Origin of the sequence: Pseudomonas sp. 32_A, from assembly GCF_017490905.1 — a bacterium.
GTDB lineage: Bacteria > Pseudomonadota > Gammaproteobacteria > Pseudomonadales > Pseudomonadaceae > Aquipseudomonas > Aquipseudomonas inefficax.
The window spans coordinates 1-26,892 of sequence record NZ_JAFGYI010000048.1 but is presented as its reverse complement, the minus strand read 5'-3'; the positions used below and the strand labels follow the sequence as shown (position 1 = coordinate 26,892).

At 64.4% G+C, this 26,892-nt stretch carries 30 protein-coding genes, 1 pseudogene and 1 riboswitch; of the genes and pseudogenes, 17 read left to right on the top strand and 14 right to left on the bottom strand.

Annotated features, from left to right (window positions below; translation table 11 throughout):
* Window positions 1-91: 91 nt before the first annotated feature.
* The 4 genes from J5M58_RS22635 to J5M58_RS22620 form a co-directional block, all read right to left on the bottom strand.
* Window positions 92-574: a DUF3299 domain-containing protein gene (locus J5M58_RS22635; RefSeq protein WP_112254085.1), complete on the bottom strand. Its 483-nt coding sequence runs from the start codon at window positions 572-574 to the stop codon at window positions 92-94.
* Window positions 575-736: 162 nt separating this feature from the next.
* On the bottom strand, window positions 737-2,002 hold the full coding sequence (locus J5M58_RS22630; RefSeq protein ID WP_112254086.1) for an ABC transporter permease: 1,266 nt from the start codon (window positions 2,000-2,002) through the stop codon (window positions 737-739).
* Window positions 2,002-2,712 carry an ABC transporter ATP-binding protein gene (locus J5M58_RS22625; protein WP_112254087.1) on the bottom strand — a complete coding sequence of 237 codons (711 nt, stop codon included), beginning with the start codon at window positions 2,710-2,712 and terminating at the stop codon, window positions 2,002-2,004. The genes J5M58_RS22630 and J5M58_RS22625 overlap by 1 nt, the downstream gene beginning before the upstream one ends.
* Complete coding sequence (locus tag J5M58_RS22620; protein WP_112254088.1) at window positions 2,713-3,291, bottom strand: DUF2796 domain-containing protein; 579 nt, start codon at window positions 3,289-3,291, stop codon at window positions 2,713-2,715.
* 130 nt (window positions 3,292-3,421) lie between these two features.
* Between J5M58_RS22620 and J5M58_RS22615 the strand changes: the two genes are divergently transcribed.
* A complete protein-coding gene (locus J5M58_RS22615) occupies window positions 3,422-3,766 on the top strand; it encodes a hypothetical protein (protein ID WP_112254089.1) in 345 nt (114 codons plus the stop codon).
* Between the two features lie 136 nt (window positions 3,767-3,902).
* On the opposite strand, the gene trxA is transcribed toward J5M58_RS22615, so the two are convergent.
* Genes trxA through J5M58_RS22600 form a run of 3 tightly spaced genes read right to left on the bottom strand, consistent with a single transcriptional unit; the run spans window position 3,903 to window position 5,931 of the window.
* Window positions 3,903-4,775 carry a thioredoxin gene (gene trxA, locus J5M58_RS22610; protein WP_112254090.1) on the bottom strand — a complete coding sequence of 291 codons (873 nt, stop codon included), beginning with the start codon at window positions 4,773-4,775 and terminating at the stop codon, window positions 3,903-3,905.
* Between the two features lie 31 nt (window positions 4,776-4,806).
* Window positions 4,807-5,478: a methyltransferase gene (locus tag J5M58_RS22605; protein WP_112254091.1), complete on the bottom strand. Its 672-nt coding sequence runs from the start codon at window positions 5,476-5,478 to the stop codon at window positions 4,807-4,809.
* Window positions 5,479-5,931 carry a YbaY family lipoprotein gene (locus tag J5M58_RS22600; RefSeq protein WP_112254092.1) on the bottom strand — a complete coding sequence of 151 codons (453 nt, stop codon included), beginning with the start codon at window positions 5,929-5,931 and terminating at the stop codon, window positions 5,479-5,481. It lies immediately after the preceding gene.
* A gap of 106 nt (window positions 5,932-6,037) precedes the next feature.
* Here J5M58_RS22600 and nrdR point away from each other — a divergent pair, with 106 nt between their 5' ends.
* The 12 genes from nrdR (at window position 6,038) to J5M58_RS22540 (ending at window position 14,871) form a co-directional block, all read left to right on the top strand.
* Window positions 6,038-6,502, top strand: a complete 465-nt coding sequence (gene nrdR, locus J5M58_RS22595; RefSeq protein ID WP_003255402.1) for a transcriptional regulator NrdR — start codon at window positions 6,038-6,040, stop codon at window positions 6,500-6,502.
* A 2-nt stretch (window positions 6,503-6,504) separates the two neighbouring features.
* A complete protein-coding gene (gene ribD, locus J5M58_RS22590; RefSeq protein ID WP_207879694.1) occupies window positions 6,505-7,635 on the top strand; it encodes a bifunctional diaminohydroxyphosphoribosylaminopyrimidine deaminase/5-amino-6-(5-phosphoribosylamino)uracil reductase RibD in 1,131 nt (376 codons plus the stop codon).
* Between the two features lie 42 nt (window positions 7,636-7,677).
* The gene (locus J5M58_RS22585) at window positions 7,678-8,343 is read left to right on the top strand and encodes a riboflavin synthase (RefSeq protein WP_112254094.1); all 666 of its coding nucleotides are present in this window, start codon (window positions 7,678-7,680) and stop codon (window positions 8,341-8,343) included.
* Between the two features lie 18 nt (window positions 8,344-8,361).
* The gene (gene ribBA, locus J5M58_RS22580) at window positions 8,362-9,453 is read left to right on the top strand and encodes a bifunctional 3,4-dihydroxy-2-butanone-4-phosphate synthase/GTP cyclohydrolase II (protein WP_021783930.1); all 1,092 of its coding nucleotides are present in this window, start codon (window positions 8,362-8,364) and stop codon (window positions 9,451-9,453) included.
* Window positions 9,454-9,544: 91 nt separating this feature from the next.
* Window positions 9,545-10,021, top strand: coding sequence for a 6,7-dimethyl-8-ribityllumazine synthase (gene ribE, locus J5M58_RS22575; RefSeq protein ID WP_003255395.1), 477 nt, complete (start codon window positions 9,545-9,547; stop codon window positions 10,019-10,021).
* Window positions 10,018-10,518 carry a transcription antitermination factor NusB gene (gene nusB / locus J5M58_RS22570; protein ID WP_013970674.1) on the top strand — a complete coding sequence of 167 codons (501 nt, stop codon included), beginning with the start codon at window positions 10,018-10,020 and terminating at the stop codon, window positions 10,516-10,518. The genes ribE and nusB overlap by 4 nt, the downstream gene beginning before the upstream one ends.
* A gap of 18 nt (window positions 10,519-10,536) precedes the next feature.
* Window positions 10,537-11,505, top strand: coding sequence for a thiamine-phosphate kinase (gene thiL / locus J5M58_RS22565; RefSeq protein WP_112254095.1), 969 nt, complete (start codon window positions 10,537-10,539; stop codon window positions 11,503-11,505).
* Complete coding sequence (locus tag J5M58_RS22560; protein ID WP_004376077.1) at window positions 11,502-12,005, top strand: phosphatidylglycerophosphatase A; 504 nt, start codon at window positions 11,502-11,504, stop codon at window positions 12,003-12,005. The genes thiL and J5M58_RS22560 overlap by 4 nt, the downstream gene beginning before the upstream one ends.
* A 16-nt stretch (window positions 12,006-12,021) precedes the next feature.
* Window positions 12,022-12,765 carry an ABC transporter substrate-binding protein gene (locus tag J5M58_RS22555; protein ID WP_207879692.1) on the top strand — a complete coding sequence of 248 codons (744 nt, stop codon included), beginning with the start codon at window positions 12,022-12,024 and terminating at the stop codon, window positions 12,763-12,765.
* Between the two features lie 260 nt (window positions 12,766-13,025).
* On the top strand, window positions 13,026-13,643 hold the full coding sequence (gene ribA, locus J5M58_RS22550; protein WP_003260612.1) for a GTP cyclohydrolase II: 618 nt from the start codon (window positions 13,026-13,028) through the stop codon (window positions 13,641-13,643).
* Window positions 13,640-14,059 (top strand): MFS transporter, encoded by a 420-nt coding sequence (locus J5M58_RS22545; protein WP_207879691.1) that lies wholly within the window; start codon window positions 13,640-13,642, stop codon window positions 14,057-14,059. Before ribA ends, J5M58_RS22545 begins: the two co-directional genes overlap by 4 nt.
* The gene (locus tag J5M58_RS22540) at window positions 14,059-14,871 is read left to right on the top strand and encodes a cobalamin-binding protein (protein ID WP_207879689.1); all 813 of its coding nucleotides are present in this window, start codon (window positions 14,059-14,061) and stop codon (window positions 14,869-14,871) included. The genes J5M58_RS22545 and J5M58_RS22540 overlap by 1 nt, the downstream gene beginning before the upstream one ends.
* Before the next feature lie 131 nt (window positions 14,872-15,002).
* Here the strand turns inward: J5M58_RS22540 and dxs are convergent, their stop codons facing one another.
* The 4 genes from dxs to ribB all read right to left on the bottom strand — a co-directional run bounded on the left by dxs (window position 15,003) and on the right by ribB (window position 19,091).
* Window positions 15,003-16,898 carry a 1-deoxy-D-xylulose-5-phosphate synthase gene (dxs, locus tag J5M58_RS22535; protein ID WP_112254099.1) on the bottom strand — a complete coding sequence of 632 codons (1,896 nt, stop codon included), beginning with the start codon at window positions 16,896-16,898 and terminating at the stop codon, window positions 15,003-15,005.
* A gap of 208 nt (window positions 16,899-17,106) precedes the next feature.
* Entirely contained in the window at window positions 17,107-17,994 is an 888-nt protein-coding gene (gene ispA / locus J5M58_RS22530) for a (2E,6E)-farnesyl diphosphate synthase (RefSeq protein WP_112254100.1), read from the bottom strand.
* Window positions 17,991-18,233, bottom strand: coding sequence for an exodeoxyribonuclease VII small subunit (locus J5M58_RS22525; RefSeq protein ID WP_003255380.1), 243 nt, complete (start codon window positions 18,231-18,233; stop codon window positions 17,991-17,993). Before J5M58_RS22525 ends, ispA begins: the two co-directional genes overlap by 4 nt.
* 207 nt (window positions 18,234-18,440) lie before the next feature.
* The gene (gene ribB / locus J5M58_RS22520) at window positions 18,441-19,091 is read right to left on the bottom strand and encodes a 3,4-dihydroxy-2-butanone-4-phosphate synthase (protein WP_207879687.1); all 651 of its coding nucleotides are present in this window, start codon (window positions 19,089-19,091) and stop codon (window positions 18,441-18,443) included.
* A gap of 80 nt (window positions 19,092-19,171) precedes the next feature.
* Window positions 19,172-19,313, bottom strand: a riboswitch (FMN riboswitch).
* A 91-nt stretch (window positions 19,314-19,404) separates the two neighbouring features.
* Between ribB and J5M58_RS22515 the strand changes: the two are divergent.
* Window positions 19,405-20,138, top strand: a pseudogene (locus tag J5M58_RS22515) (RtcB family protein).
* A 47-nt stretch (window positions 20,139-20,185) separates the two neighbouring features.
* On the opposite strand, the gene J5M58_RS22510 reads toward J5M58_RS22515, so the two are convergent.
* The 3 genes from J5M58_RS22510 to J5M58_RS22500 form a co-directional block, all read right to left on the bottom strand.
* A complete protein-coding gene (locus J5M58_RS22510) occupies window positions 20,186-21,076 on the bottom strand; it encodes an alpha/beta hydrolase (RefSeq protein WP_207879685.1) in 891 nt (296 codons plus the stop codon).
* 82 nt (window positions 21,077-21,158) lie between these two features.
* Window positions 21,159-22,505, bottom strand: coding sequence for a sensor histidine kinase (locus J5M58_RS22505; protein WP_207879683.1), 1,347 nt, complete (start codon window positions 22,503-22,505; stop codon window positions 21,159-21,161).
* A complete protein-coding gene (locus tag J5M58_RS22500) occupies window positions 22,505-23,197 on the bottom strand; it encodes a response regulator transcription factor (protein WP_207879682.1) in 693 nt (230 codons plus the stop codon). Before J5M58_RS22500 ends, J5M58_RS22505 begins: the two co-directional genes overlap by 1 nt.
* A gap of 179 nt (window positions 23,198-23,376) precedes the next feature.
* On the opposite strand from J5M58_RS22500, the gene J5M58_RS22495 reads away from it, so the two are divergent.
* From J5M58_RS22495 to J5M58_RS22485, 3 genes are all read left to right on the top strand, one after another.
* The gene (locus tag J5M58_RS22495; protein ID WP_207879680.1) at window positions 23,377-25,554 is read left to right on the top strand and encodes a TonB-dependent siderophore receptor; all 2,178 of its coding nucleotides are present in this window, start codon (window positions 23,377-23,379) and stop codon (window positions 25,552-25,554) included.
* A gap of 329 nt (window positions 25,555-25,883) precedes the next feature.
* The gene (locus tag J5M58_RS22490; protein WP_112254106.1) at window positions 25,884-26,126 is read left to right on the top strand and encodes a hypothetical protein; all 243 of its coding nucleotides are present in this window, start codon (window positions 25,884-25,886) and stop codon (window positions 26,124-26,126) included.
* Window positions 26,127-26,345: 219 nt separating this feature from the next.
* Window positions 26,346-26,609 carry a DUF3077 domain-containing protein gene (locus J5M58_RS22485; protein ID WP_207879678.1) on the top strand — a complete coding sequence of 88 codons (264 nt, stop codon included), beginning with the start codon at window positions 26,346-26,348 and terminating at the stop codon, window positions 26,607-26,609.
* The last annotated feature ends 283 nt before the right edge of the window (window positions 26,610-26,892 follow it).

Genomic DNA, 26,892 nt, shown 5'->3' with positions numbered 1-26,892 from the left:
TGAGTAATCGAGTAGTCCAATGGTACGGATGCGGTTAAACAGAAAGTTTGACCCAGCTCAAAGAAGCGTCGTCACGAATTCGAAACAGTTCTCATCTCAGCTCATAAGCGTATATTTTTTCGGCTTCCATCTGGTAGCCGGCGTCTGCCAGTTCGCTGCTGGAGGCTCTGACCTGCAGCTTTCCCTCGATCCAGTAGGGTTGGTAGAGGTCTTCTACGCGCACGCCCATTTCACTGAAAATATGCACGATCTGGTTCGAAGGTGGTGGTGGCACGTGGATGCACGCGCCGTAGTAGGGGACCAGCAGGAACTCGGTGGTGCGGCCTTCTTCGCTCACTTCCAGAGGCACGATGTAGCCGGGCAGTTTGATCTGCTGGCCGTCGAGGCTTTTTACTACCGGGGCATCGGGGGCCTGCTGGCGCGCCGGTGGGGCGGACTCGGCGGACAGCGCGTTGCTGAGTTGCGACATATCGTGCAGCGGGGCGAGTTGGGGCTGGATGAGCGGGGCGCCTTCGGGGATGAGGGCGGGCCAGTCCAGTTCGCGGGGCTCCGAGGCCCAGGCAGGCGATGCCATTGAAAGCAGCACAACCAGTAGAAGTTGTACTGCCTGTGCTGGCCTCTTCGCGGGTAAACCCGCTCCCACAGGTCTTGCGCAGGCCTTGAAGCTTTTGGTGGACCCTGTGGGAGCGGGTTCACCCGCGAAGAGGCCAATGAGATATTGGATCATTGCACGCCCTCAGAGGTGAATGGACAAGCCATCGGCCAGCGACTGCCGATAGGCCCGCCACGCCGGCACGCTGCCCATCAGCAGCGCGGCTCCCAGGATGATAGCCAGCAACGTCCACTCATGAGCGCTCGGCATGGCCAGCGGCAAATACAAACCATAGTTGGCCTGCACATACCCCTGTGCCAGGGCGATACCCGCATACAGCAAACCAAGCCCGGCAGCGATCCCGACCGCCGCCAGCGACAGCGCCTCCAGCACCAGCAGCCCCGCGATATGCCACGGCCTGGCGCCAACCGAGCGTAATATCGCCATCTCCCTGCGGCGTTCATTGAGGCTGGTGAGAATTGCCGTAAGCATGCCGATCAGGCCGGTCAGTACCACGAACAGCGACACCACGAACAATGCCTGCTCCGCAGTGCCCATCAGGCTCCACAGCTCCTGCAGGGCTACCCCTGGCAGGATCGCCAGCAACGGCTCGTTGCGGTATTCATTGATTTCCCGCTGCAGGCTGAAGGTCGCGATCTTGCTGTTCAGGCCGAGCATGAATGCAGTGATGGCGGCAGGTTGCAGGTCCATGGTCCTCGCCTGCTCGGCGCTGATACGCCCGGCGCCACGGGCCGGCACGCCGTTGTGCCAGTCGATGTGGATGGCTTCCATGCCGCCCAGGCTGATATGCAGCGTACGGTCTACCGGCGTGCCGGTGCGCTTGAGCACACCGACCACGGTGAACGGCTTGTCGTCGTGCTTGACCAGGCTGATAGCTGCGACACCATGCGCCAGCACCAGCTTGTCGCCCAACTTGTAGTGCAATGCCTCGGCCACTTCGGCACCGAGCACCACCTCGAACGGATCATCGGCAAACGCGCGACCCTGGCTCAATTCCAGGTGCTGGCGGCGGCCGTACTGGTAATGGCTGAAGTAGTCGCCGGTAGTGCCCATTACCCGATAACCGCGGTGCGAGTCGCCCAGCGAGATGGGGATAGCCCATTTCACCCGCGGGTCTTTGGCGTAGTGCTCATAGCTGTCCCAGCGGATGTTGTTGGTGGCGTTACCGATGCGGAACACCGAGTACAGCAGCAGGTTCACCGAGCCGGAGCGGGCGCCGACGATCAGATCGGTACCGCTGATGGTGCTGGCGAAGCTGGCCCGGGCTTCGGTACGGACCCGCTCCACGGCCAGCAGCAGGCACACCGACAGGGCGATGGCGAAGGCGGTGAGGAATGCGGTGAAGCGGCGGTTGGCCAGGCTGGCCAGGGCAAGGCGGAGCAGGTACATCAGGCCTCCCGGGGCTTGGCGGCACGGTTGAGTTCGGCCAGCGACAGGTGGCGGTCGAACAATGGCGCCAGGCTCTGGTCGTGGCTGACGAACAGCAGGCTGGCACCGGCGGCGCGGCATTCATCGAACAGCAGGCGGATGAACGCTTCGCGGGTGTCGGCATCCAGCGCCGAGGTCGGTTCGTCGGCGATCACCAGTTCGGGTTGGCCGATCAGTGCGCGGGCGGCGGCAACCCGTTGCTGCTGGCCGATCGACAGGCTGTCGGCGCGCCGGGCCAGCATGGCGGGGTCGTCCAGACCCAGGTGGGCCAGCAGCGTGCTGGCTGCCTGGTCGACACTGCCATGGCGCTGCTCGGCGCGGGCCTTGCGACTGCGCGAGAAGCGGCAGGGCAGCTCGACATTTTCGCGTACCGAGAGGAACGGCAGCAGGTTGAACTGCTGGAAGATATAACCGGTGTGGTCGACCCGGAAGCGGTCACGGGAGCCTTGGCCCAGGCTCCCGAGGTCCTCGCCGAGCAGCTGGATGCGGCCCTGGCCCGGCACGTTCACCCCACCCAGCAGGCCCAGCAATGTGGTTTTGCCACTGCCGCTGGGGCCCTTGAGAAACAGGGCCTCGCCAGCCTCAAGGCGGAATGCCGGAATATCCAGCAGCGCCGGCTGGCCGGGCCAGGCGAACACCAGGTCATGCAGTTCGATCAACGGCTGGCGCATTCAGAACGCGACCGCGGCCTTGGCCGGCGTGGTTTCCACGCCTTTCTGGCCATTGGGGCCAATCAGTTGAACGTTTATCTTCTGCGTGGCCGGGAAGGCCTTGAACAGCGGAGCGAGGTCCAGCTGCGCCAGTTTGTCGGGGTTGGCGCAAGTCAGCTGGTAATGGGCGCCAATGTCGCTGTGCTGGTGGCCATGCTCGTGCTCGTCACCCTCGTCGTCGGCTTTCGGGGCATCACCGAACAGCGGGCTTTCCAGTTCCTGCTGGTCTTCCTTGCAGCCGGCGGCAGCGGGCAGGCCGAACAGCTTCAGTGGCTGCTCCAGTTGCTGGCGCACCGCCGCGACCTTGGCCTTGTCGGCGTCGCTGCTCGCAGCATGTTCGAAGCCGACCAGGTTCATTGCCGGGCTGTCCAGCTCCAGCTCAAGGGTATTGCCATCGAGCACGGCATTGAGCTTGGCCACGCCATGCTCGTGGGCGCCAAGGGTGCCGTGGGCGTGGTCGTGATCATGGTCATCATCGTGGGCATGGGCCACGGCCAGGGGCAGCAAGGCGAAGGGTAGGGCGAGCAACAGGCGACGCATGGACTACTCCGGAGCGGGCGGGAAGGTTGAGTTATGTTATAACAACTTTTCTGCGCGCCGCCAGCCTGCATCACGCAGGTTTCATGTTGCGGTAGGATGGCGGCATTGACTTGGCTTCAGGGAATGCAGCATGAGAATTCGTGGACAGATTGGTGACTGGCCTGTGGATCTGACCATCGAGTTGGCGCCTGAAGAGTGGGCGCAGCTGGGGCGGCAGGTCGAATTGCCCGCGGTGGCGCAGACCGCAGCAACGGAAACCGTGGCGACAACACGCCAGGATGACGGGCAATGGATTGCGGCACGTGAGGTGTTGCGCCTGGCAGGGCAGATGAGCGGGCCGGAATTGCTGGATCGGTTGGAAGGGCTGGCCGGGAGTACGGCGGCGGGTAAACGGCTGCTGGTGCGCTTGCGGCATAGCAGTGAAGTTAAGGTGGAAAGTGGCGTGGACGCGCCGGTTTATCACTGGGTGGGATAAATCTGTATTGCCTGTGCTGGCCTATTCGCGGGTAAACCCGCTCCCACAGGATTTCACAGCACTTGGGGCCTGCGCAGTACCTGTGGGAGCGGGTTTACCCGCGAACGAGGGCAAAGCCCTCGCAATGAGCCTCAGGTCAGAACATCGCCGCCGACAGCTTGCGACGATAAACGCCAACCAGCGGGTGATCACCGCCCAGCAGCTCGAACACTTGCAGCATCGCCTTCTGCGGCAACCCGTTCTCATAGCCACGGTTACGCTGGAACAGTTTCAACAACCCTTCCAGCGCCGCTTCATACTGCTGGCGCGCGAGTTGCTGGATGCTCAGCTGATAAGCCGCCTCGTCATCCTGCGGGTTCTGTGCCAGGCGGCTTTTCAGGTCGGCCACTTCCGGCAGGCTGGCGGCCTGGCGCAGGAAGGTCAGCTGGGCCTTGGCGCCGGCCAGCGCAGCCTTGTGCTCGTCGGTCTTGACCGCATCCAGCACCACCTGGGCTTCCCCCAGCTCCCCACGCTCGGCCAGGCAACGGGCATACAGGATCAGTGCCTCGGCATTGCTGTTGTCCTCACCCAGCAAGGCCTGCAACAGTGCTTCGGCCTCGGCAAAACGGCTTTCGGCAAACAGCCCCTTGGCCTGCTCCAGCGGCGATGCGCTCGGGGCGGCGGGCAGTTGCACGTGCGGCTCGAGCATGGCGCGGATAGCCGATTCCGGCTGGGCACCGGCAAAACCGTCCACCGGCTGGCCGTCCTTGAACAGCACCACGGTCGGCAGGCTGCGGATGCCGAACTGGGCAACCACCTGTTGCTCCACATCACAGTTGATCTTGGCCAGCAGCAGTTCGCCCTGGTACCCCTCGGCGATCTTCGCCAGCAGCGGCATCAATGCCTTGCACGGCGCGCACCACTCGGCCCAGAAGTCCACCAGCACCGGTTTGTGGAAGGAGTTCTCGATAACCAGTTGCTGGAAGGTGGCATCGGTAGCGTCGAAAATGTAGGACGTGTCTTGGGTCATCGCGACTCTCGCAAACTCGTTAATGCCACCACTATAAGGTGTCGCGGCTGGCGTGGTACAGGCTGACCCGGCGGAATTCGTGCGGCTCGGCCAGGTCCGGCAGGGTCAGCGCTTCCAGCACGCCCAGCTGCTGGTACAGCGGGTGGCTGAAGTCGCGCACTCGCGAGTCGGCCACCAGCGCCTGCCGCCCGCGGCCGAGGAAGGCATCCAGCAGCGGCAGGTTGGCGCGGTCGTACAGCACATCGGCCACCAGGATCAGGTCGAAGCGGTCGTCCTCGGTAAAGAAATCGCTGCTGTAACCCAGTTCCACTCCGTTCAGCGCGGCATTTGCGCGGCAGGCATCGAGTGCCAGCGGGTCGAGGTCGCAGGCCACCACTTCCAGCGCACCGGCGCGGGCGGCGGCAATACCGGCAATACCGGAGCCGGCGCCAAAATCCAGCACGCGCTTGCCGGCTACCCATTCCGGGTGCTCGGCCAGGTAACGGGCCATGGCCAGGCCGCTTGCCCAGCAGAAGCTCCAGTAGGGCGGTTCTTCAAGAATGCGCCGGGTCTCTTCGCTGCTGAAGGCACGGTCCATGTTCTGGTCGTCGATCAGCCAAAGCTTGAGGTCGCAGCCGGGCAGCTCGCTGACGACAAGACGCGCTTCGCCGATCAGGCCGCTGAGGGCCTGTTGCAGAGACTGTTGCAGGGACACTGGCGCCACTTACGGCGCCTTCTCGAAACGCAGCGGGCCGACGGCCTGGGTCTGGGCCTGGGTAATGCGCACCGGCGGCAGGTGCATGATCAGTTGGCCAGAGCTGCTGGCGCGGCCGCGCAACTCTACCCGGGCACCGGCGGGGAAGGCCTCGGGGTTGAAGCGCAGCTGGTAGGGCAGGGCCTGACCGGTGCCTGTGAGGTTGCTGCTGGCCAGCAGGCGCTGCGGGCGGTCGCGTTCGTCGATGACCAGCAAGGCCAGCTCCACGTCGGCACCGGCCGGGATTTCCAGCAAGGTGCCGCTCAGCTCGCGCTGGTAGGCCGGCAGCGGGCCCAGTACTGCGGCCGGCTTGGCCGTGCGGGCTGGCGTGGGTGCCGGAGGGGTGTCGGGCTTCGGCCTGTCGCTGCCGCAGGCGGCGAGCAGGGCGGCGCAGCACAGCACGACGAGCGCTCGGTAGTGCATGGGGTAGTCCTTCACGGGCAGATTTCCCATGGATGTTAACCCCTTTGGCTTGTCTTGCCAGTGGGATGCGCTACCATGGCCCTCCCTTTTTTTGTTGCCTGCCACCATGCACTGTCCCTTTTGCGGTGCCAACGACACCAAGGTCATCGACTCTCGCCTCGTCGCCGAGGGCGAGCAGGTGCGCCGCCGCCGCGAATGCGTCGCCTGCGGCGAGCGCTTCACCACCTTCGAAACCGCCGAGCTGGTGCTGCCCCGGCTGATCAAGCAGGACGGCACGCGCCAACCCTTCGACGAAGAAAAACTGCGTGCCGGGATGCAGCGGGCACTGGAAAAGCGCCCGGTCAGCGTCGAGCGCCTGGAAGCTGCGTTGGCGCATATCAAGAGCCGCCTGCGTGCCACCGGTGAGCGTGAAGTCAAATCGCTGGTGGTGGGCGAGATGGTCATGGCCGAGCTGCGCAAGCTGGACGAAGTGGCCTATATCCGTTTTGCCTCGGTTTACCGTCGCTTCCAGGACCTCGACGAGTTCCGCGAAGAAATCGACCGCCTGGCTCGCGAGCCAGCTAAAGAGTGACCATGCCCAGCCAAGCTGCCATCCTCGACGCCCACTACATGGCCCGCGCGCTGGAGCTGGCGCGCAAGGGCCTGTACACCACCCACCCTAACCCGCGCGTTGGCTGCGTGATCGTGCGCGATGGCGAGGTGGTCGGCGAAGGCTGGCATGTGCGCGCCGGCGAGCCGCATGCCGAAGTGCATGCCCTGCGCCAGGCCGGTGAGCGTGCCCGTGGCGCCTGTGCCTATGTCACTCTCGAGCCGTGCAGCCACCATGGCCGCACGCCGCCGTGCGCCGAAGCGCTGGTCAAGGCCGGCGTGGCACGGGTGGTGGCCGCCATGCAGGACCCCAACCCGCAAGTGGCGGGGCAGGGCCTGCGGCGCCTGGCCGAGGCTGGTATCGAAGTGGCCAGCGGCGTGCTCGAGGCCGAGGCCCGTGCACTCAACCCCGGTTTCCTCAAGCGCATGGAGCACGGCCTGCCGTTCGTTCGCGCCAAACTGGCCATGAGCCTGGATGGCCGCACCGCCATGGCCAGTGGCGAAAGCCAGTGGATCACTGGGTCGGCCGCCCGCTCGGCGGTGCAGCGCCTGCGTGCCCGCTCCAGCGTGGTACTGACCAGCGCCGCCAGCGTGTTGGCCGATAACGCGCGGATGACCGTGCGCGGCACAGAGCTGGGCCTGGATGCCGAAACCACCGCCCTGGCACTCAGCCGCACACCGCTGCGCGTGCTGGTCGATGGCCGCCTGCGCCTGCCGCTGGATGCCCCGTTCTTCCAGGCTGGCCCGGCGCTGGTGGTGACTGCTGTCGCAGATGACCCGCGCTATGCCGCTGCCGGCCACGAACTGCTCAGCCTGCCGGGTGACAATGGCCAGGTAGACCTGCCGGCGCTGCTGCAGGCCCTGGCGACCCGTGGCATCAACGAAATCCTGCTGGAAGCCGGTGCCGGCCTGGTCGGCGCCTTCGCCCGGCAAGGTCTGATCGACGAGTATCTGTTGTTCGTCGCCGGCACTTTCCTCGGTTCCCAGGCCCGCCCGCTGCTGGACTGGCCACTGGACAAGATGAGCGAAGCGCCGCGGCTGAAAATTACCGAAATGCGTGCAGTGGGCGATGACTGGCGGGTCACGGCCATCCCCCTGCCGGCGCCCGGCGTATAATGCCGGGCTTGCCCCGCGCAAACCGTTTTTGAGGAAGACCCCATGTTCACCGGCATCATCGAATCCATCGGCACCATCCGCAGCCTGACCCCCAAGGGTGGCGACGTGCGCGTCTACGTCGAAACCGGCAAGCTCGACCTGGGTGACGTCAAGCTCGGCGACAGCATCGCCGTCAACGGCGTGTGCCTGACCGCCGTCGAACTGCCGGGCGACGGCTTCTGGGCCGACGTCAGCGTCGAAACCCTCAAGCGCACCGCCTTCATTGACCTCAAGAGCGGCAGCAAGGTCAACCTGGAAAAGGCCCTGACTCCCACCACCCGGCTGGGCGGGCACCTGGTCAGCGGCCACGTCGACGGGGTCGGCGAAATCATCTCGCGCAGCGATAACGCCCGCGCCATCCAGTTCCGCGTGCGTGCACCGAAGGAACTGGCCAAGTACATCGCCCACAAGGGTTCGATCACCGTCGACGGCACCAGCCTGACGGTCAACGAGGTCAATGGCGCCGAGTTCGAGCTGACCATTGTCCCGCACACCTTGTCCGAAACCATCATGGCCGACTACCGTGCAGGGCGTCGGGTAAACCTTGAGGTCGACCTGCTGGCCCGTTACCTGGAGCGTCTGCTGCTGGGTGACAAGGCTGCCGAACCGAACAAGGGCAGTGGCATTACCGAAAGCTTCCTGGCCGCCAACGGCTTCTTGAAATCCTGATTGAGAAGGGGGTGCCGCGTGGCGCTCAACAGCATCGAAGAACTGGTCGAAGACATCCGCCAGGGCAAAATGGTCATCCTCATGGATGACGAAGACCGCGAAAACGAAGGCGACATCATCATGGCAGCCGAGTGCTGCCTGCCTGAGCACATCAACTTCATGGCCAAGCACGCCCGTGGCCTGATCTGCATGCCCATGACCCGCGAGCGTTGCGAAACGCTGAAGCTGCCGCTGATGGCGCCGCGCAACGGCTCGGGCTTCGGCACCAAGTTCACCGTGTCGATCGAAGCCGCCGAAGGTGTCACCACCGGCATCTCCGCCGCTGACCGCGCCCGCACCGTGCAGGCGGCCGCCGCCAAGGACGCCAAGGCCGAAGACATCGTCAGCCCTGGCCACATCTTCCCGCTGATGGCCCAGCCTGGCGGTACCCTGGCCCGTGCCGGCCACACCGAGGCCGCATGCGACCTGGCGCGCATGGCCGGTTTCGAGCCGAGCGGCGTGATCTGCGAAGTGATGAACGACGACGGCACCATGTCGCGCCGCGCCGAGCTGGAAGTGTTCGCCGCCGAGCACGGCCTGAAGATCGGCACCATCGCCGACCTGATCCACTACCGCATGATCCACGAGCGCACCGTGCAGCGCGTCTCCGAGCAATCGGTCGAGAGCGAGCTGGGCGAGTTCAACCTGGTCACCTACCGCGACGCGGTGGAAGGCGACGTGCACATGGCCCTGACCCTGGGCAAGATCTGCGCCGAAGAGCCGACCCTGGTGCGCGTGCACAACATGGACCCGCTGCGCGATCTGCTGCTGGTCAAGCAGCCGGGCCGCTGGAGCCTGCGCGCCGCCATGGCCGCCGTGGCCGAGGCCGGCAGCGGCGTGGTATTGCTGCTGGGCCACCCGCTGGACGGTGACGTGCTGCTGGCGCACATCCGCGAAAGCGCGGGCGATGCACCCACCAAGGCACCGACCACCTACAGCACCGTGGGTGCCGGTTCGCAGATCCTGCGTGACCTTGGTGTGCGCAAGATGCGCCTGATGAGTTCGCCGATGAAGTTCAACGCGATATCCGGATTCGATCTGGAAGTTGTAGAATACGTGCCCTCCGAGTGACTTGAGGCGGCAATGACGCCCTCTGCTCGAGTCCAGACCCCTGTCGAGGCCGCTTGTATGCGGCCTCGCTCTTGAAGATGAGAATATCGGAATGACCCTGAAGACCATCGAAGGTACCTTCATCGCCCCCAAAGGTCGCTATGCTTTGGTGGTTGGCCGCTTCAACAGCTTCGTCGTCGAAAGCCTGGTAAGCGGTGCAGTTGATGCCCTGGTACGCCACGGTGTCAGCGAAAGCGACATCACCATCATCCGTGCCCCGGGTGCATTCGAAATCCCGCTGGTGGCACAGAAGGTCGCCCAGCAAGGCGCCTACGACGCGATCATCGCCCTGGGCGCCGTGATCCGTGGTGGTACCCCGCATTTCGAATACGTGGCGGGCGAATGCACCAAGGGCCTGGCCCAGGTGTCCATGGAGTTCGGTGTTCCGGTGGCCTTCGGCGTACTGACCGTCGACTCCATCGAACAAGCCATCGAGCGTTCCGGCACCAAGGCCGGCAACAAAGGTGCTGAAGCTGCCCTGTCCGCTCTGGAAATGGTCAGCCTGCTGGCGCAGTTGGAGGCCAAGTGATTAGCGACGAAAGCGATCGTTTCAACCCGCGCGATCCAAAACCTGCGGATGCCGGCAAGCCCTCGAAGAGCGCCAAGCGCCGCGAAGCCCGCAAGCTCGCGACCCAGGCGCTGTACCAGTGGCACATGGCGCAGCATTCGCTGAACGAGATCGAAGCGCAGTTCCGGGTCGATAACGATTTCTCCGATGTCGATGGCGCTTATTTCCGCGAGATCCTGCACGGGGTCCCGGCGATCAAGAGCGAAATCGACAGCGCCCTGAAGCCATGCCTGGACCTGGCACTGGAAGAACTCGACCCGGTCGAGCTGGCCGTGCTGCGTCTGTCCACCTGGGAGTTCATCAAGCGCGTCGACGTACCGTACCGCGTGGTGATCAACGAAGGTGTCGAGCTGGCCAAGGTCTTCGGTGCCACCGACGGTCACAAGTTCGTCAACGGCGTACTGGACAAGCTGGCGCCGAACCTGCGCGAAGCAGAAGTCAAGGCGAACAAGCGCTGATCCTGGCGCTTGCGAACCATGGGTGAGTTCGAGCTGATCAACCATTACTTCGCCGCCGCGCCCTGTGCGCAGGGCGGCGAAGGCGTGGCCCTGGGTATCGGCGATGACTGCGCCCTGCTGGCGCTTCCCCCCGGTGAACACCTGGCAGTGTCGACCGACACGCTGGTCGCCGGGGTGCATTTCCCTGCTGTCTGCGACCCGCTACTGCTGGGCCAGCGTTCCCTGGCCGTGGCGGCCAGTGACCTGGCAGCCATGGGCGCAACTGCCATCGGCTTTACCCTCGCCCTGACCCTGCCTGATGTAGGCCCGGACTGGCTGGCGGCCTACGCCAATGGCCTCAGCCGCATGGCCCACCGCTGCCGTATGAGCCTGATTGGCGGGGATACCACCCGTGGTCCGCTGAGCATCACCGTCACCGTGTTCGGCCGCGTGCCGGCTGGCCAGGCATTGCGCCGCAGCGGCGCTCGGCCAGGCGACCTGCTGTGTGTTGGCGGCACGCTGGGCAAGGCCGCCGGTGCCTTGCCGCTGGTGCTGGGTGAGCGCGAGGCGCCTGCTGCCCAGGCCGAGCCGCTGCTGGCCCATTACTGGTCGCCGATGCCGCAGCTTACCCTGGGCGAGTGGCTACGTGGGCGGGCAACGGCGGCGCTGGACATCTCCGACGGCCTGCTGGCCGATTGCGGGCATATCGCCAAGGCGTCCGGTGTGGCGCTTGAGGTGAACCTGGCCCAGGTACCAGTGTCTCCTGCTCTAGTGGCGTTCCTCGGTCGCGAAGCGGCATTGCAGGCAGCGCTCAGCGGTGGCGACGATTATGTACTGGCCTTCACCTTGCCGCCCGAAGCGCTGGCGCCTCTGGCGAACCTCGGTTTCATCGAGGTGCATACCATTGGTCGTGTGCTCGAAGGGCAGGGTGTGACCCTGCGTGATGCACAAGGCCGGGACATCACCCCCGAGCAGCGGGGCTATCAACATTTTAGGGAGACACCGTGACCGATCACCCCAACCAGGTGCCTGCGGAGTTCGTTCCGCCTTCGGTCTGGCGCAACCCGTGGCACTTCATCGCCTTCGGCTTCGGTTCCGGCACCTTGCCCAAGGCGCCGGGCACCTGGGGCTCGCTGGTGGCCATACCGTTCATTCCGCTGTGGCAGATGCTGCCCGACTGGGGCTACTGGCTGCTGCTTGGCGTAAGCATGCTGTTCGGCTTCTGGCTCTGTGGCAAGGTCGCCAATGACCTGCGCGTGCACGACCATGAAGGCATTGTCTGGGACGAGATCGTCGGCATGTGGATAACCCTCTGGCTGGTGCCGGAAGGCTGGCAGTGGCTGCTGGCGGGGTTCCTGATGTTCCGCTTCTTCGACATCCTCAAGCCGTGGCCGATCCGCTGGGTCGACCGCCATGTGCATGGGGGCGTCGGAATCATGCTCGACGATATCCTGGCCGGCGTGTTTGCCTGGCTGGGGATGCAGGTTCTGGTGTGGGCGGTTGCCTGATACAGGGAGCGTGTGGATGGCCATGAGGACGGTGCTGCTGGCAATGCTGCTGAGCCTTGCCCCGTGGGCGGCGGCTGCCGAAGGTGTGCCGAAGCAGATCCACCTGGTCAGCGAAGAGTGGCTCGACTACACCAACGCCGACGGTACCGGGGTGGCCTGGGATGTGCTGCGCAAGGTATTCGAGCCGGCCGGGGTCAAGGTGGTGACCCAGAGCGCGCCCTACAGCCGTGCGATCGGGCTGGTGAAGCGTGGCGAGGCTGACGCCTGGGTAGGCTCGTACAAGGAAGAGAACGACGACAACCTGTACCCGCGCTGGCATTTCGACATGGACCACATCTACGCCTTGGGGCTGGTCAACAAGCCTGTGCCTACCCAGCAGACCATAGGCCAGTATCGCCTGGCCTGGGTGCGTGGCTACGACTTCGGCAGCTACCTGCCCAATGTGCATGAGTTTCGCGAAGTCCAGCGCCGCGAAGGCATTTTACCGATGCTCGAGCATGACCGCGTGGACTACTACATCGATGCACTGACCGAGGTCGACTACGTGCTTGGCCAGGCCTCTCACCCCGAGCGCTTCCGCCGCAGCCATTTGGCCGAACTGCCGCTGTACCTGGCCTTTGCCCGCAACGACCAGGCCAAGGCCCTGCGCGACCTGTTCGACAAGCGCATGGCCGAGCTGGTGCGCAGTGGCGAGCTGAAGCCGATCTTCGAGCACTGGCAGCAGCCGTATCCGTTCAGCCCGGATAGCAAACCGCATTGAGACGCAGAGCGCCAAGGCATGTGCGGTCCCTGTGGGAGCGGGTTTACCCGCGAACACCGGCGAAGCCGGTGCCAGGCACCGCGCTGGCTTCTTCGCGGGTAAACCCGCTCCCACAGAAACCGCGTGGGGCACGGTTGATTGGTGGCCTAATAAGCATCGAACTTTTCGATCTTAAGCCACGGTATTCAGCCAGCCCACATCCCCCAACCTGCTGATACAATCGGCTCACGAGAAATTTCCTACTTATCCAGGAGCACAACGTGCCCGTCGTCTTTGTTGCCGCCTCTAAACTCCCGACTCCTTTCGCGACCTTCACCATGCATGGCTTCCTCGACGAAGCCACCGGCCGCGAGCACGTGGTGCTCAGCCTGGGTGACATCGCGGACGGCCAGCCGGTGCTGGGGCGCCTGCACTCCGAGTGCCTGACCGGCGATGCCCTGTTCAGCCAGCGTTGCGACTGCGGCTCGCAGCTGGAAGCCGCGCTACAAGCCATCGCCCGTGAAGGCCGTGGCGTGCTCCTGTACCTGCGTCAGGAAGGCCGCGGCATCGGCCTGCTGAACAAGATTCGCGCCTACGAGCTGCAGGATGGTGGCGCCGATACCGTCGAGGCCAACGAGCGCCTGGGCTTTGCCGCCGACCAGCGCGACTACGCCATGTGCCTGCCGATGCTGGAACACCTGGGCGTGAAGTCGCTGCGCCTGATGACCAACAACCCGCGCAAGGTCAAAGCCCTGACCGACATGAACATCGTCGTCGCCGAGCGCGTGCCGCTGCATACCGGGCACAACCCGCACAACCGCTACTACCTGGCGACGAAGGCCGGCAAGCTGGGCCACATGCTGGGTAACGAGCATCAGGGCGAGGTGCCCCAGGCGTGACCCGCGCCGAGGTCAAGCGGCGCCTGGCGCTGGCCTGGTGGCAGTACCTGGCGGTGGGCCTGGTGCCGCTGCCAGTGATGGCCTGGGCCTTCGGTGGTGATGATGCGCTGGCCTCGGTGCTGGCCATGCCACTGTTCATTGCCGGCGCGGCGACCATGTTCCTCAGCCTGCCGCGCTTCGGTGCCTACAAGCGCGCCCTCATCGCAACTTCAAAGGTGCTCGGCACTGGCGAAGAGCCCGCCGCCTGGATCGAGCTGGCGCGGGTGCGGCGCCTGGCCATGCTGTATGCCTGCTTCCCGGCCTGGGTCGCCGCTTTGTCGGTACTGGTCGGCCTCGAGGCGGTGCCACAGATCCTGTTGGCGTTGTCCACCGCAGTGGTGCTTTACCTCTATCGCATTCCACGCCAGCTCGGCTGATGCGCCTGCTGCCCGGTCTGTTGGCGCTGTTCGCCTGCGCCGCACTGGCCGGCGAACCCCTGCGGGTGGTCAGCCTGGCCCCGTCGATGAGCGAGATCATGCTCGAACTGCAGGCCGATGACCTGCTGGTAGGTGTGCTCGACGGTGGCGAACGGCCGGCGGCGCTGCGCGAGTTGCCCTCGGTGGGGCGCCTGGGCCAACTGAACCTCGAACGCCTGCTCAGCCTTCGCCCCGACCTGTTGCTGCTGTGGCCGGGCAGCGTGCCGCCGGCCCAAAGTGACCAGCTCAAGCGCCTGGGCATCGCCACCTTCAGCGCAGAACCCCATGATATCGACCAGCTGATCGAGCAGATCGAAGCCATCGCCGAACGTATCGGCCGTGCCGAACAGGGCCATCGGTATGCACAAGCCTTGCGTGAGCGGTTGCGTCAGCTACGCCAGCAGTACCGACGGGACGAGCCGTTGCAGGTGTTCTACCAGGTCTGGGACCGGCCGCTGTATACGCTCGGTGGCCAGCAGGTGGTCAGCGATGCTCTGGCCGTTTGCGGGGCGCGTAATGTTTTCGCCGATCTTACCCAGCCGGCGCCGCAGGTAAATGTGGAATCTGTGCTGCTGCGCAACCCGCAGGTCATTCTGGCGGGTAATGAAGCGCAGCTGGCGAGTTGGAAGGCGTGGCCGCAATTGCGTGCGGTGGCTGATGATCGTTTACTGGTAGTGCCAGACAAAGGCCTGGAGCGGCCCAGTGGGCAGATGGTCGAAGCTACGGCGCGGTTGTGTGCGCTGCTCAAGGCTAAAGCGCCGGCGGCCAAGTGAGCTTCTGCGAGGGCTGCGCCCTCGATCGCTGGCAAGCCAGGCTCCCACAGGGATAGCGCATGTCTTGAGGCTGGCGCGGTCGAGGTGGGAGCTGGCTTGCCGGCGAATGGGCCGCAAAGCGGCCCCAGGGTTTACAGGCCTAGCCTGGCCATCCGAGCCTTCACCGAAGCCCCGATCCCGGCCGCATCCAGCCCACACTCAGCCAGCATCTGCGCAGGCTTGGCATGCTCGACATAAATGTCCGGCAACCCCAGGTGCAGCAGCGGTTTCACGATCGCCTCATTGGCCAGGAACTCACCAACAGCCGCACCGGCACCGCCCATGATGGCGTTTTCTTCGATGGTCACCAGCAGCTCATGGCTTGCAGCCAGTTCCAGCACCAGCGCCTCATCCAGCGGTTTGACGAAGCGCATGTCGACCACGGTGGCGTTGATCTGCTCAGCCACCTGCATGGCCTCGGCCAGTTGTACGCCGAACACCAGCAAGGCGACTTTCTCGCCCTGGCGACGGACCACGCCCTTGCCGATTTCCAGCGGCTCCAGGTCACCACTGATCGGCGCGTTCGGGCCGGTGCCACGTGGGTAGCGCACAGCCGCCGGGCCGTTGTACAAGTGGCCGGTGCTGAGCATCTTGCGCAATTCGTTCTCGTCGCTTGGGGTCATCACCAGCATGCCCGGGATGCAGCGCAGGTACGACAGGTCGTAGCTGCCCGCATGGGTCGGGCCGTCTTCGCCGACCAGGCCGGCGCGGTCGATGGCGAACAGCACGTCGAGGTTCTGTACCGCCACGTCGTGGATCAGCTGGTCGTAGGCGCGCTGCAGGAAGGTGGAGTAGATCGCCACCACCGGCTTGCTGCCCTCGCAGGCCATGCCGGCCGCAAGGGTCACGGCATGCTGCTCGGCGATCGCCACATCGAAATAACGCTCCGGGTAGCGCTCGCTGAAGTCGACCAGGTCGGAGCCTTCCTTCATCGCCGGGGTAATGCCCACCAGGCGGTTGTCGGCGGCAGCCATGTCGCACAGCCACTGGCCGAACACTGCGGAGTACTTCGGGCCGCTGGCTTTCTTTGGTGCGGCGGGTTTGTCGGCCGGCTCCAGCTTGGTGATGGCGTGGTAGCCGATCGGGTCGATCTCGGCCGGGGCGAAGCCCTTGCCCTTCTTGGTCACCACGTGCAGGAACTGCGGGCCCTTGAGGTCACGCATGTTGCGCAGGGTAGCGATCATGGTCGGCAGGTCGTGGCCATCGATCGGGCCGATGTAGTTCCAGCCCAGTTCTTCGAACAGCGTGCCCGGCACCAGCATGCCTTTGGCGTACTCCTCGGTGCGGCGGGCGATTTCCCAGGCGCCCGGCAGGCGCGACAGCACTTTCTTGCTGCCTTCGCGCATGCTCGCGTAGGTGCGGCTGGAGAGGATCTTGGCCAGGTAGTTGGACAGGCCGCCGACGTTGCGCGAAATCGACATGTCGTTATCGTTGAGGATAACCAGCATGTCGGCGTTGACTTCCTGGGCGTGGTTCAACGCCTCGAAGGCCATGCCGGCGGTCAGCGCGCCGTCACCGATCACCGCGATCGACTTGCGTTCGCTGTGCTGCAGGCGGGCGGCAATGGCCATGCCCAGTGCAGCGCTGATCGATGTGCTGGAGTGGCCGACGCCGAAGGTGTCGTACTCGCTCTCGCTGCGGCGCGGGAAGGCGGCAATGCCGTCCTTCTGGCGCAGGCTGAGCATGCGGTTACGGCGCCCGGTGAGGATCTTGTGCGGGTACGCCTGGTGGCCCACGTCCCACACCAGCCGGTCGTCGGGGGTGTCGAAGACGTAGTGCAGGGCGATGGTCAGCTCGATGACGCCCAGGCCGGCACCAAAATGCCCACCGGTCTGACCCACGGTGTAGAGCAACTCCTGGCGCAGTTCGTCGGCCAGGGTCTCCAGGTCGGCTTCAGCCAGCCGGCGCAGGCCGGCAGGCGTGTCAGCGCGGTCGAGCAACGGCGTGACCGGGCGTTCGCGGGGGATCTCTTGAAACGTCGTGGGCATCAGGCGAGTCGTTATAGGTGTGTGAAGACGCGGCAGTTTACCCCATTGTAGGAAATACTGCCCATTCAGACGGGTGTCGCATGGGGGCTGCTTTGCAGCCCATCGCCGGCAAGCCAGCTCCCACAGGTTGTTCACAATGCTCAAGGCCTGTGGGGGCTCTGTGGGAGCTGGCTTGCCGGCGATGGGCCGCCCAGCGGCCCCAATCAAATCAGTTGCGGCGTTCGACGATGTAGCGTGCCAGCGCTCGCAGCGGCTCGGCCTTGTCGCCGAACCCACTCAGTGCGACCAGCGCCTGGTCGCGCAGTTCGACCGCATAGGCCTTGGCCGCTTCCAGGCCCAGCAGCGCCGGGTAGGTCGGTTTGTCTCGGGCGATATCAGCCCCTTGGCGTTTGCCCAGGGTCGCGGTGTCGCTTTCCACATCGAGGATGTCGTCCTGCACCTGGAATGCCAGGCCGATGGCCTGTGCATAGGTCTGCAGGGCAGCCAGTTGCGCCTGTTCGGCGCGGGCGCTGGCCAGGGCGCCGAGGCGCACGCTGGCTTCGATCAGCGCACCGGTCTTGTGCCGGTGCATGAACTCCAGCGCCTGCTGGTCCAGCTTCAGGCCAACCGAGCCCAGGTCGATGGCCTGGCCACCAACCATACCTGCCGGGCCGGCCGCCTTGGCCAAAGCCTGGACCATGGCCAGGCGAATGCTGTCAGCCTGCGGGCTCAGGCGCGGGTCGAGCAGGGCGCTGAAGGCCAGGCTCTGCAAGCCGTCGCCGGCGAGGATCGCGCAGGCCTCATCGAAGGCTTTGTGGGTGGTCGGCTGGCCGCGGCGCAGGTCGTCGTCATCCATGGCCGGCAGGTCGTCATGCACCAGCGAGTAGGCGTGGATCAGTTCCACGGCGCAGGCTGCGCCGTTGGCCTGTTCGGCCGGGGCGCCCAAGGCTTCGCAGGCCGCGTAGGCCAGCAGCGGACGAACACGTTTGCCACCGTTCATCACGCTGTAGCGCATGGCGGCGTAAAGGCGTTCGAGTTCCTTGGTCGGGGCGACGAACAACGGCTCGAGGGCGGCGTCGACCCGGGCCTGGCAGCTGGCCTGGTAGGTGCCGATCATGCTTCCGGCTCCGCGTCGAAGGGCTGGGCAGCCAGCTCGCCATCGCGTTCCAGCAGGATCTGCACCTTCTGTTCGGCCTGGGCCAGGGCGCCCTGGCAATCGCGGGTCAGGGCGATGCCTTGCTCGAAGGCGGCCAGCGACTCTTCCAGCGACAACTCGCCGTTCTCCAGGCGCTCGACCAGTGCTTGCAGGTCTGCGAGGGATTGCTCGAAATCGAGGGAGGCTTTTTTGCGGGCCATGGCGACTGTCTCGGTGGCATTCAGAACGGCGCGACACTAGCAGAGCGGGGCGGGGGGAGCAAACTTCCGGCAGCCTGAGGTTGCACTTGCCGGCCTCTTCGCGGGTAAACCCGCTCCCACAGGTACTGCACCGGTTCCGAGTCTGCGCGGTCCCTGTGGGAGCGGGTTTACCCGCGAATGGGCCGCAAAGCGGCCCCGTGCGGTGGATCAGGCTGGCTCTGCTTCCAGCTCCAGCATGGCCTCACGGTACCGCGCCAGTTCTTCGATGGTCAGCACCGGCAGATTGTACTGCCGCGCATACACCGCCACCTGCTCGCCACGGGCCATCGTGCCATCGGGGTTCATCAGCTCGCACAGCACCGCCGCCGGGCGCAACCCGGCCAGGCGTGCCAGGTCTACCGAGCCTTCGGTGTGGCCACGGCGGGTCAGCACCCCGCCATTGCGGGCGCGCAGCGGGAACACATGCCCCGGGCTGACGATATGGCGTTGGTCGGCAGTGGAGCGCAGTGCCGCGCCAATGGTGGTGATGCGGTCCTGGGCCGACACTCCGGTGGTAATGCCTTCCGCCGCCTCGATGGTGACGGTGAAGCCGGTGCCGTGGCGGGCCTGGTTGTTCTGCACCATGGGTTCCAGTTGCAGTTCGTCGACGGTGGCCTCGTCCAGGCACAGGCAGACGATGCCGCTGCAATCGCGAATCATCATGGCCATGGTCTGCAGCGAGATGTTCTCGGCGGCGGCGATGATGTCCGCTTCGTCCTCGCGGTCGTCGTCGTCGAGCAGCAGCACAGGGCGCCCGGCCTGGAAGGCGGCGATGGCGGCGCTGACATTGGGGAATTGCGGGTGGTGCATGGTGGACATGAAACGCTCCTCGTGAATGATCGATGAACGTCTCGGGGCGAACAAAATGCGTGCGCAGGGGCGCCCGTATGGCCCCTGCCTGACGCCTTCTTTCATCCGGACTATGACCGTCGGCTCTGGAGTCTCACCAGATCTGCTGACCCCCGGCATGGCCGGGGCGCTCGCGGGCTCATCTTTCGATTTACCGCCGGTGGGGACTTTCACCCCGCCCTGAAGACCGGCCAAGCATACAGCACATTGCCACCCCGCAGGCAATCCACGGCTCTACGACCTTTGGCGGTATCATGCGGTTATGCATTCGAGGAACAGCCCCATGGATATTCTCCAGGTCGCCGACGGCAAGCCGGTAAAGTTGTGGACCGACGGCGTACCGGTGGAAGACGACGCCCGCAAGCAACTGCTCAACACGGCCAGGATGCCGTTCATCTTCAAGCACCTGGCGGTGATGCCGGATGTGCACCTGGGCAAGGGCTCGACCATTGGCAGTGTGATCCCCACAGTTGGCGCGATCATCCCCGCCGCAGTGGGGGTGGATATCGGCTACGGCATGAGGATTACGCCAGGCAGAACCGCGAGCTGATGATGCTGGCGGTGGTCGGTGCGGCTCGCAAGGCGCTGGGCAAGTCGTTCGAGGCCAGCCTGGAAGCGGTGAACTGCCACCACAACTATGTGCAGCGCGAGCAGCATTTTGGCCGGGAAGTGCTGGTGACGCGCAAGGGGGCGGTGTCGGCGCAGAAAGGGCAGTTGGGGATCATTCCCGGCTCAATGGGGGCCAGGAGCTTTATCGTTCGAGGGCTGGGCAACGAGGAGTCGTTCTGTTCCTGCAGCCATGGTGCCGGTCGCCTGATGAGCCGGACCAAGGCCAAGAGCCGCTTCACCGGGGAAGATCAGCGGCGGGCCACGGCGCATGTGGAATGCCGCAAGGACAAGGAGGTGATCGACGAGATCCCCATGGCCTACAAGGACATCGATGCGGTGATGCGCGCGCAGCAGGAGCTGGTGGAGGTGGTGCACACCTTGCGGCAGGTGGTATGTGTGAAGGGCTGAAGAGGCATTGTGGGAGCGGGTTTACCCGCGAAGAGACCAGTGCAGGATTATCGAGACATCCCTTCAATCACCCGCTTCAGCGAGGCCGGTAACATCGGCCCATGCCCCAGCCCGTCAAATCGTTCGAACCGTACCTGCAACCCCGGCACCTTGGCCAGGTCTGCCGCCAGCTCTCGCGCCGCCCGTTCTCCATCGCCTTGCACCGGCATGCGGGGGTTAGCCGGCTCCTCACTCCCGCGCATCAGTAACAATCGAGGCCGGCTGCTACCCAAGCGCTGTCCAAGCCCCTGCGCCTCACGCACGATCGCACCATCATGCCACCACAGCGAAGGGCTGGCCGCCACATAGTCACTGAAAGCCCCAGGCCGGGTGAACAGCGCATGCAGCACGGCCAACCCACCGTAGGAATGTCCCCACAACGTCTGCCGCTGCAGGTCGATCGGTGCCACACCCGCCACCAGCGGCCGCATGCGCTCGCTCAGCAGATCGAGGAACTCGTCCACGCCACCGCTCGGTTGCCCGGTCAACGGGTCCAGCTGCTCAGCCTGCCCAGGCAGCGCCGGGGTGTAGTCATAGGTACGCCCGACCCGCTCGATCCGCTGATCGGTCTGGTACCCCACGGCCACCAGCAATGGCGCCTGGCCGGCGGCAAGCTTGCCCAGCAGCAGGCTGTCCAACGCCCCCAGCGCGGCGTTGCCATCGAGCATCCAAAGCACCGGGTAACCTGCCGCTGGCGCCGGGCGGTCTGGTTGGCCGACCCACAAGCGGTAATGACGCTGGCCATCGGCCGAGTCCAGGTCGAGCTGGCTGAAGCGGTAGGCCAGGTCCTGGCGCTGCAGCAGCGAGGTATCCATCTTCTGTTGATGCTCGGGCTGCGCCAGGGCAGCAGGGGCCGCAAGGGCCAGCACCAAAGCCAGCGTCAGGGTCATCTTGCTCATCAGGTGTCTCATCAGGGCTTTGCAAGGAGCGCAAGGCAGGAACGTCCAGATGATAATCAGTCCTGATTGAGCGTAAAGCGCATTAACTTTCTAAACAGTCCTGGGCCATCGGCAAAGTCATGTGCAGGCACAGGCCCGGGTGACCATTGCTGGCCCACAAGCGCCCGCCTTGCAGTTCGATGGCGCGGCGGGCGATGGCCAGGCCCAGGCCGAAGCCCGCGCCGCTGTCGGCCAGCCGCTGGTAGGGCTTGAAGATGCGTTCGAGCTCGGCGTGCGGCACCCCGGGGCCCTGGTCACTCAGGCGCAGGTGCCAGCAATCGCCCTCCAGCCAGCCATCCAGATTGACCCGGCCCTCGGCCGGCGAGTGGCGGATGGCATTGCGCATCAGGTTTTCCAAGGCTTGGGCCAGGCTGTCCAAGTGGGCTTGCACCACGCAGTCGGGGCCGAGCGAGCAGGGCAGGCGGGCGCGGTCCCAGCCGCTTTCGAAGCAGATGTCCTGGCACAAGGCTTCCCACACCGAAACCATCAACACCGGTTCGGTCGGCAAGCTGGGCTGTTCGGTATCCATCCAGGCCAGGTCCAGCGTGTCCTCCAGCAGCTTCTGCATGTCGGCGACCTCGCGGTCCAGGCGCTCGCGCAACTGGGCTGGCGGCAAGCTGCTGTCATGGGCGATGCGCAGCCGCGCCAGCGGCGTGCGCAGTTCGTGGGACAGCGTGCGCAGCAACAGGCGTTGCTGCTCCAGGCTCTGGCGCAGGCGCCCGGCCATGTGCTCGAAGGCCTGCGCCAGTTCACCAAGCTCATCGCGCCGCTCCTGCAGGGGCAGGGCCGGGCTGTCGAGGTCATCGGCACGCAGGGCGTCGGCACGGTCGCGCAGACGGTTCAGTGGCACCACAAGGTGGCGGTACAGCGCCAGAACCAGCAGCAGGGCGAGCAGCGTGGGGGCAACGCCATGGGTGATCACATGGGTCCATGGGGTCAGGCCGGTAGGCAACAGGTGTTCGGGCAGTTGCATTACCAGGCGACCATGTTCGGGGTGCTGCGGGAACTCGATGCTGACGTAGGGCAGTTCATCCTGCAGGCGCCGGCTCATCGGCCAGTCGAGCTTGCGCATGAAGGTCAGGTGGCTGGCTTCCTCAGCGCTCAGTGGGGTGCTGCCAAGGCTCTGCAGATGCGGCCCGACCAGCGCCACCCAAGTGCCCTCGGCCTGTTCCAGTTGCCTGCGCCAGGCCTCGGCACCCGCCGCGCCGCCTTGCTCCCAGGCCTGTTCGGCTTGCTGTGCAAAGCGCGCCAGGTAGTCCTGGTCGGCTTGGGACAGGAAGTAGGTACTGCGCTCCACCGACAGGCCCCAGGTCCAGATCAGCCAGGTCAGCAACAGGCAGAAGCCGACCTGCAGTACGGCCAGCTTCCATAGCAAGGGATGACGGCGCATCAGACTTGTTCCGTGTCGACCAGGATGTACCCTTGGCCGCGTACGGCCTGGATCTGCAGGTGCTGGGCAGCGATGTCGGCCAGCTTGCGGCGAAGGTTGCATACATGCACATCCAGGCCGCGGTCCAGGCGGGTGTAGGCCCGGTGCAGCACGGTCTGGTAGAGAAACGGTTTGCTCAAGGCTTCGCCGGGGTGGGCCCGCAGGGTGGCCAGCAAGCGGAATTCGGAGGCGGTGAGGCCGGCAGCCTTGCCTTTGTGGATAACGTCCTGGCGGTCATGGTCGAGCATCACCTCGCCGACGTCGGCACGCAGCGCCGTACCACGATCGAACGCCACACGCCGCAGCAACGCATCGACCCGGGCATCCAGCTCGGCCAGGCTGAAGGGCTTGGGCAAGTAATCGTCCGCGCCCCGGGTAAAGCCACTGATGCGATCCTGCTCGGCCCCCAGCGCCGACATCAGCATGACCGGCACCGCCTGCTGCCGGCGCAACTCGTCGAGCAGGCTGAGGCCATCGATGCCCGGCAGCATGATATCCAGCAGCACCAGCTCGAACTGTGATTGCTGTATGGCATTCAGGGCCTGGGCGCCGGTGGCGCATGCGTGCACCCGGAAACCCCGGTTGAGGAAATGACGTTCCAGGTCCTGACGCAGGCGTGCGTCGTCTTCGGCGAGGAGGAGTGAGGTGGGCACGGCGAGCCTTGAATGAGAATTCGTATCAATTACGAATCATCCCATTGCCGGCAGGGCGAGGGCAACGCCTTGATGTGTTAAGAAGGTTAATCCTGCTGCACCCCCGATTTCCCTTCGGTATCGTTCGCAAAAAGCAACTTGTTTCGTTTGCGAATTACTACCATTTGGGGAAGGGTGTCATGAGCAGTTTCAAAAGTTTGGGGGACTCGCGAAGGGTTCGGGGCTGGCTGGTGCTGGGGGTGCTGGCGCCGTTTTCGTTGTCGGCACTTGCCGAAACGGTAGCGACCCAGGCGTCTGTCGAGGACAACGCGCTTGACTTGCCAGCATTGACCATCGAAGGCAACCGCCTGTACGACATGCTGCCGTCGGAAGACACCGGCGGCTACAGCGTGGACGCCGCCACCGTGGGTACCAAGACCCCCGCAGCGCTCAAGGACATTCCGCAATCGATCACCGTCTACACCCAGGACTACGTCAAGGACCGCCGGTTCGTGCACCTCGATGACCTGGCCAAGTACACCGCCGGCCTGCGAACCCTGACCAACGACAGTGGCCGTTCGTCGATCTACGCCCGTGGCTACGAGTACAGTGAGTTCAATATCGACGGCCTGCCGGCGCCCATGGCCAGCATCTTCGGTACAGTACCATCGCTGGCGGCATTCGACCGTGTCGAGATCATGCGTGGCCCGGCCGGGTTGTTCAGCAGTACCAGCGAACTGGGCGGCATCGTCAACATGGTGCGCAAGCGCCCGACCGCCGAGTTTCAGGGGCACGTCGAAGGCAGCTATGGCACCTGGGACACCAACCACGAAGAAATCGACCTGAGCGGGCCGCTGGATGATGCTGGCCGTGTGCGCGGACGCTTCATCGCCTCGCGTGATGACACCAATGGCGAGGTCGACTACAACGCCAACACCAGCAACAGCTACTACGGTGCGCTGGACGTCGACCTGGACGACGCCACCACTCTCTCGTTCGGCCTGATTCATGAAGTGAAGAACATCACCCCGCACAATGGCTATCCGGCAACGCTGTCCGGCGAAGTGCCCGACTTCAGCCATTCGAAGTTCCTGGGGGCTGACTGGAATTACTTCGACGGCAAGACCACCGACCTGGTCGCTGAGCTGACCCACCGCTTCGACAACGGGGGCTATGGCCGTGTCGCAGCACGTGGTTCGCATCGCGACACCAATTACCTGTACGCCTTCACCGCGACCAACGCCACCACTGGCGCGAACTCCGAGCGCGCCAGCGCCCGCGATTTCACCCAGGACACCTACTCGCTGGACGCCAGCTACAGCCAGCCGTTCGAAACCTTCGGCCAGGTCAGCGAATTCGTGGTCGGCAGCGACTACAAGAACTACGACACCGAGTACCTCAACGGCACAACCAACCTTGGCGCCATCAACGTCAATACATACTCGCCGAAGCAGTTCGCCAAGCCATCGCCCAATTACAGCACCGAGACTGGTATGCAGGAAGAGGAATACGGCCTGTACTCCAAGGTCACCTTCCGCCCGGTCGAGCGTCTGGCGCTTATCGCCGGGGGCCGCTTCAGCTGGTATCGCGGTGATTTCTACACCACTACTCTCAGCAGCGGCGCCACCACCAACGACAGCAAGCGCGTGGATGGCCACTTCACCCCGTATGGCGGCCTGGTCTACGACCTGACCGAGAACCATGCGCTGTACGCCAGCTATTCGCAGGTGTTCAAGCCGCAGTCCGACACCGACAGCAATGGCCGGGTACTCAAGCCGCGTGAGGGCGAGCAGTACGAGTTTGGCCTCAAGAGCAGCTACTTCGGTGGCGACCTGAATACCCGCTTCTCGGTGTTCCGCCTGACCGACAAGAACCGCGCGACCACCGTGTATGACGCCGACGGTGTGGCTACCACTGACTCTGTTGCATCCGGCAAGACCCGTGTGAAAGGCGCCGAAGTGGAAGTGAGCGGCAAGCTGGCGCCGAACTGGGAAGTGCTGGCCGGCTACACCTGGATGGAAACCGAAACCCTCAAGGGCGATGCCGAAACCACCTTCTTCATCATGCCGCGCAACCAGGCATCGCTGTGGAGCAAGTACACCATCAGCCAAGGGCCGCTGAACGGCCTGGCGATTGGTGGCGGTATCTCGGCGATGAGCAACTTCTATTCCGAGAACGGCGGTGTGCGCATCGACGCGCCAGGCTATGCGACCGTGGATGCAATGCTGTCGTATCCGGTTACCTCGAAGCTGACGGCCACCTTCAACGTCAACAACCTGTTCGACCGGGACTACCTGTCGCGGGTGGGGTCGACCTCGACGTTCAACTTCTACGGGCCGTCGCGGAGCATGATGGTTGGGGCGCGGTATGACTTCTGATAATCAGATTTTTCCCGTTGCGCGTAGGCCATTTCTGAAATAGCTTCCTAGCGCCCTTGAGCCATTGCGGTGTTGTTCCTGGCGGCCTAGTGTGGCCCTGTCGTTGCCAAATCAGCGACCGGGCCTGCAAGCCCGCTCAGAGAACGATTACCGATCACCGATAGCCAATGGCATGCCATTGCGCGCGCTTTATGGTGGCTGCGTACGGGAGGTTTTCGAACCTGCCGGTTTCGTTCTCTGTCCGGTCTTGCAGACCCGTACGTGGCCGCCACCCATCACACTGCAAGTCATGAGTGCCGGTCTCTGATTAACCTACAGAGAATGTCACTATGCTAAAGATTGTCCCCGATCCGCCCCACGCTACCCATTCCCTTGAAGACACCCTGATCCAGGCCACGGACTACGCGCTGTGCGCTGCGACCGTTGTGCATCAGGCCATGCTGCTGCAGCCCAAATCGCCGGCGTCGGTTTTGATGATGACGTCGATGCATGAACTGGAGACGTTGCGGGCTTTGCTGGAGTCGGCACTGATTCAGGTGCAGATGCCCACTGGGCCTCGGACTTTGCACTGAGGTTTTAGTGTTGCTTTGTCTGGGCTGGCCTCTTCGCGGGTAAACCCGCTCCCACAGGATCTCCACAAGCCATGAGGTAGATGCAGTACCTGTGGGGAGCTGGTAAACCCGCTCCCGCAGGATCTCCACAAGCCATGAGGTAGATGCAATACCTGTGGGAGCGGGTTCACCCGCGAAAGGGCCCGTCCAGGCAGTCGAGAATTTTCAGGGGATTCAAAAATGACCACAGAAGACACTCAATTCACCGTCGGCAAAACCACCTTCTACCAAGGCGAAAACGGCACCCACCCACTGTTCCGCATCGAACCCGGTATCCCGTGCAAGGACGCCCGCGAGCAGTCCTCGGAACTGATGGGCTATGTCCGCGAGCTGACCATCACCGGCCTTATGGACGAGAAACCGATGATGATCTGGGCTGCCCACTACCTGAGTGCAATGGCCAAGGCGCTGATGGATGATGCTGAGCTGGGCATGAAGCAGTGAGTGCTTGCCTTCAGTTCGCATGAGGGCCGCAAGGTGTTCGCCTTAGCAATTTCAGCGCCTATGAGACCGAGCGCCGCCCGCGCGGCGCTTCGCGGGGCAAGCCCGCTCCCACATTTGTTGCAACGTACCAAACCTGTCAGGCCATGGTTGCCCGCTTTGTTGGACTGGCGATATCTCCCCGTTGGCGCTGCTGCCGCCCCACCGATCTTGAATCTTGCGCCAAGGCTGACAACCATGGCCTCCCAGGCATGGCCACGTTGCAACAAATGTGGGAGCGGGCTTG